Raw genomic sequence first — 4,898 nt, 5'->3', positions numbered from 1 at the left:
GCGGTCGAGGCCGCCGAGGCCGAGGTCCGCGAGGCGATCGGCGACCGCCTGGACGTCGCGGCCGTCAACGGCCCGACCTCCGTGGTGGTCTCCGGTTCGGTCGAGGCGGTGGAGGAGTTCGCCGCCCGGTGGCAGGCCGAGGGCCGCCGGATCCGCCGGCTGACCGTCTCGCACGCCTTCCACTCGGCCCTGATGGAGCCGATGCTCGAAGAATTCGCCGCCGTGCTCGGCGGGTTGACCTTCGCCGAGCCGAGCATCCCGGTCGTCTCCGACCTGACCGGGACGCTCGCCGAACCCGGGCTGCTCTCCGCACCGGACTACTGGGTCCGCCAGGTCCGCGAGGCCGTCCGCTTCGCCGAGGGCGTCACCCGCCTGGCGGAGCAGGGCGTCACCCGGTACCTGGAGCTCGGCCCCGACGGCGTGCTCTGCGGGCTGGCACAGCAGTCGGTCGCGGCGGACACCTTCGCTCCGCTGCTGCGCAAGGGCCGCGAGGAGCGGGACACCGGCCTGGAGGCGCTCGCCCGGCTCTGGACGGCGGGCGCCGAGGTCGACTGGTCGGCCGTGCTGCCGGAGGGCCGCCGGGTGGACCTGCCGACGTACGCCTTCCAGCGGGACCGGTACTGGCCGCGGTTGCCGCTCGCGGCGGCCGGCCGGTCCGACGGTGCCGCCGCGGTCCTCGACGACTGCCTCTACCGGATCGACTGGAAGCCGGTCGAGGTCCCGCCGGCGCGGCTCGACGGCGGCTGGCTGCTGGTCACCGACACCGAGGACGACGGCGTGTTCGCGGACACCCTGCTCACGCGACTGCCCGCCGACACCGCCCCGGTCCGACTCGCCGTCGGCGACCTCGACCGGGAGCAACTGGCGGAGCGGCTGCGCGCGCTGGCCGAGAAGGCCCGCGGGATCGCCTACCTGCCCACCGGGCTGGACCGCGGTCTCGTGCTGCTGCACGCCCTCGGCGACGCGGAGCTGGAGGCCCCGCTGTGGATGGTCACCCGGGGCGCGGTGGCCGTGGACGCGGCGGACCGGGTCACCCGCCCCGAGCAGGCGCAGCTGTGGGGCTTCGGCCAGGCCGCGGCGCTGGAGCACCCGCGGAGCTGGGGCGGGCTGGTCGACCTGCCCGCCGAGCCGGACGCCGGCACCCTCGCGGCGCTCGCGGCGGTGCTCGACGGGGCCACCGGGGAGGACCAGCTCGCCCTGCGAGGTGAGCGGGTGCTCGCCCGCCGCCTGGTCCGCACCGACGCGGGAGCGGCCCCGGCGGAGCCCTGGCGGCCGTCGCGGCCCGGCACGGTGCTGGTCACCGGCGGTACCGGCGCGCTGGGCGCGGTCGTCGCCCGCTGGCTGGTCGGCCGGGGCGTCACCGACCTGGTCCTCACCGGCCGCCGCGGCTCCCGGACCCCGGGCGCCGAGGAGCTGACCGCCGAACTGACGGCGGCCGGCGCCCGGGTGACGGTGGCCGCGTGCGACGCCGCCGACCGGGAGGCGCTGGCGGCGACGCTGGCCGCGGTCCCGGCCGACCGCCCGCTGATCGGCGTCGTGCACGCGGCCGGTGTCGCCCAGTCGGCGATGCTGGCGCAGACCGGCGTCGAGGACATCGCGAGGATCACCGGAGGCAAGGTCGACGGCGCCGCCCACCTGGACGAGCTCACCGCGGAGGCGGACCTGGAGCTGTTCCTGGTCTTCTCCTCCATCGCCGCCACCTGGGGCAGCGGCGGGCAGGCCCTCTACGCGGCGGGCAACGCCTACCTGGACGCCCTGGCCCGGAACCGGCGGGACCGCGGTCTCGTCGGGACGTCGGTCGCGTGGGGCCCGTGGGCGGGCGCCGGGATGGCGGTCGACGGGGCGGAGGAGTACCTGCGCCGCCGCGGACTGACGCCGCTCGACCCGCAGTTCGCGCTCACCGCCCTGGCGGCGGCCGTGGACGGCGGCGCGGACGCGCTGACCGTCGCCGACGTGGACTGGACCCGGTTCGCGCCCGCCTTCACCTCGGGCCGGCCGAGCCCGCTGCTGGGCGACCTGCCCGAGGCGGCCGACGGCCGGTCCCCGGCCGGGGCCGCGGCTTCGGCCGGGACTCCGGCGGCGGACGGCGGGGCGGACGGCGGGGCGCTGCGCGCCCGGCTGGCCGGGCTGGACGCCAAGGAGCGGACGGCCGTCCTGCTGGAGCTGGTCCGGGACGTGCTGGTCGAGGTGCTCCGCTACTCCGCGGCCGAACAGATCGACGAGACCAGGCCGTTCCGCGACCTCGGCTTCGACTCGCTCACGGCCGTCGAGTTCCGCAACCGGCTGGCGCGGGAGTGCGGCGTCGCGCTCCCGGCGACGATCGTCTTCGACCACCCGACCCCGGTCGCGCTGGCAGACCACCTGCACGGCGCGCTCCCGGGCGGCGCCGAGTCGGCCGCGGACGTCGAGCCGCTGCTCGGGATGCTCGACGGGCTGGAGGCGGCGATGACCGTCAACCCGCTGGACGAGCTCTCCCGCTCCAGGGTCACCGTGCGCCTCCAGGCCTTCCTGGCCCGCTGGTCCGCCGGTGCCCCGGTGGAGGAGGACACCATCGCGGACCTCCTCGACGCCGCGGACGACGAGGAACTGCTCAACCTGGTCCGGGAGGAGCTGGGCAACAGCGACCTGGACTGAGCGGTCCCGCCCGGAGGGCCCGCGGACGTGCGGATCGCGGTGCCACCGAGTCGATCGGTGGCACCGCGCCGTGCCGGACCCGTCGAACGGCGCACGAGGAGAGCGGCCGGAGCACGAAGAGGGCGGCCGGAGCACATCGCTCCGGCCGCCCTTCCCCGTCCGTCGGGACTGCTCGACCCGCCGGGGGCCGTCCCGCCGTCAGGCCCCGTCCAGCACCTCCACCAGCGCCGTCAGGAACTCCTTCGGCCGTTCCAACTGCACGCTGTGCCCGGCGCCTTCGACCGCGACCTCGCGCACCCGGCCGCCGGCGGCGGCGTAGCGGTCCAGTACGGCGCGGGTCTGCGCCACCATCGGCTGGGCCGGGCAGGTGTCCGCGCCGGGCCAGCCCGGGACGGCACCGATGGCCCCCAGGTGGGCCAGGTCGAAGAGCGAGGTGTCGGAGACGATCACGTCGGCCGTGCCGCGGATCCACAGGATCGGCGGCTTCGGCTCGACCAGTTCCAGGTCGTCGATCCGGAAGTGGGTCGGCGCCATCGAGTTGAGCACCCCGCGTTCGCCGGGACCGAAGCCCGGCCAGGCCTCGCTCGTGCGGCTGTCGCCCGGGTAGTGGTCCTCCCCGGTCCGGGTGGTCAGCATCGCCGCCACGTAGTGGTCCGGCTCCGCCAGCGGCTCGCTGACGTAGGTGGTGTTCAGCACCGAGAGCGGCGCGAACGGCGACTCGGCGCCCGTCTCGCCCTCGCGCAGCAGCCGGACGAAATCGGGGGCCGCGCCGCCGGCGCCGGAGCCCGCCCCGTCGGGCGAGTTGAGCCGCCCGTCCACCCCGTGGGTGCCGCCGAAGCCGTACGGGGAGACCGGGTTGACCAGGGTGAGCGAACGGACCAGCTCCGGGTGGTCGCGCAGCAGTTGCAGCACCACGCCGCCGCCCATGCTCCAGCCGACCAGGTGGACCGGGCCCAGGGCCAGCGCCCGGAGGTAGGAGAGCAGGTCCTCGCTGTGGTCGCGCAGGCCCCGGGTGGCGTCCACCGGCAGCGGCTCGGTGCGGCCGAAGCCGCGCAGGTCGGGGGCCAGCGGGCGGTAGCGGGCGGGGAGCCCGGTCATGGTCGAGTGCCAGAAGACGCCGGAGGAGACGTTGCCGTGCACCAGGACCACGGGTTCCCCGGTGCGGCCCTCGATCTCGGCGTAGCCCACGGTGAGCCGGTCGGTGGCGATCAGTCGATCGGTGATCATCCGGGATGTCCTCAGTTCAGCCAGCCGGCGACCTGCGCGCTCGCCGCGCTGTCCCAGCCGAGTTGCAGGTGGTTGGCGAGGGCGATCAGCGCGGTGCCGCCGACGGTGCCGAAGCCGGTGGTGTCCAGCGCGCTGGCCACGAAGACCACGCCGTCGCTGGGCCCGCGGTTCTCGTTGAAGATCCCGACGATGCTGGGCGTGCCACCGGCCAGGAGGTAGGCCGTCACCGAGGAGGGCACCCCGGCCTGGTGCAGCGGGGCGATCAGCGAGCCGGCGTTGATCGCGGCCTGGATGCCGCCGCCGTCGGTGTAGAAGCCCTGCCCGCCGTAGTAGGTCGTGTACCAGTCCTGCTGGGTCTGGTCGATGCCGAACACCGAGTCCCAGCGGGCCAGCATCTGCCGCTGCCCCGGGTAGTTGTCGTAGCCGCTCGCGGGGGTGAAGGAGAACTCCGGGTGCGCGGTGTAGGTGCCGTAGCAGGTCATGCGCAGGTGCGGGGACGGGGCGTTGACGGCACCGCCGCACTGCGGCCAGATCGAGAAGTCGTGCGCCCACCCGTGCGCGAACGGGTAGTCGTAGCCGCCGTTCGGGCCGCCGAGGGTGATCAGCTTGCGCACGTCGCCCGCGTACGGGCGGCCCCAGGAGGGCTTCACCGAGGACACGTAGGCCCGCGAGGACATCTCGCCCTTGCTCCACCCCACCACGTCCACCTGCGGGACGCCGAGCTTGGCACGGATCAGCGCGACGGCGTCGCCGACCTCCTGGGCCTGCATCAGGTTGTCGCCCTGCTTGTGCGCGAAGCCGATCGCGAAGACCCGGTAGCCCCGCCCGGCCAGGTTCTGCATCAGCCCGGTGTTCGGGCAGGACATGGAGCCGCAGCCGTAGCCGCCGGACTCGCCGGGGTTGGCCCAGGCCCGGTCCGGGTTGTCGTTGGCGCCGTGCACCAGCAGCACCGGGACCTGGTGCGCGCCGGTGTTCCAGCCCCCCAACGCCCGGCGGCGGGCGAGCGCCGGGGACACGGCGGACGAGCTGACCTCGGC

Annotated in this window: 3 protein-coding genes; 1 reads left to right on the top strand and 2 read right to left on the bottom strand. The window is 75.4% G+C overall.

Annotated features, from left to right (window positions below; all coding sequences use genetic code 11):
• A partial coding sequence (locus tag ACIQOV_RS27595; protein WP_401053021.1) for a type I polyketide synthase occupies positions 1-2,634 on the top strand: 2,634 nt, incomplete at its 5' end.
• Between the two features lie 198 nt (positions 2,635-2,832).
• Here ACIQOV_RS27595 and ACIQOV_RS27590 read toward each other — a convergent pair.
• Both ACIQOV_RS27590 and ACIQOV_RS27585 read right to left on the bottom strand, forming a co-directional pair.
• Positions 2,833-3,861: an alpha/beta hydrolase gene (locus ACIQOV_RS27590; RefSeq protein ID WP_401053018.1), complete on the bottom strand. Its 1,029-nt coding sequence runs from the start codon at positions 3,859-3,861 to the stop codon at positions 2,833-2,835.
• A gap of 11 nt (positions 3,862-3,872) precedes the next feature.
• Positions 3,873-4,898: esterase/lipase family protein (locus ACIQOV_RS27585; protein ID WP_401053015.1), on the bottom strand; the 1,026-nt coding region annotated here is incomplete at its 5' end.

It is taken from the genome of Kitasatospora sp. NPDC091257, from assembly GCF_044757675.1.
Classification (GTDB): Bacteria; Actinomycetota; Actinomycetes; order Streptomycetales; family Streptomycetaceae; genus Kitasatospora; species Kitasatospora lactacystinica.
Note: the sequence above shows the minus strand (reverse complement) of the source record. Positions and strands in the feature narration are given on the sequence as shown.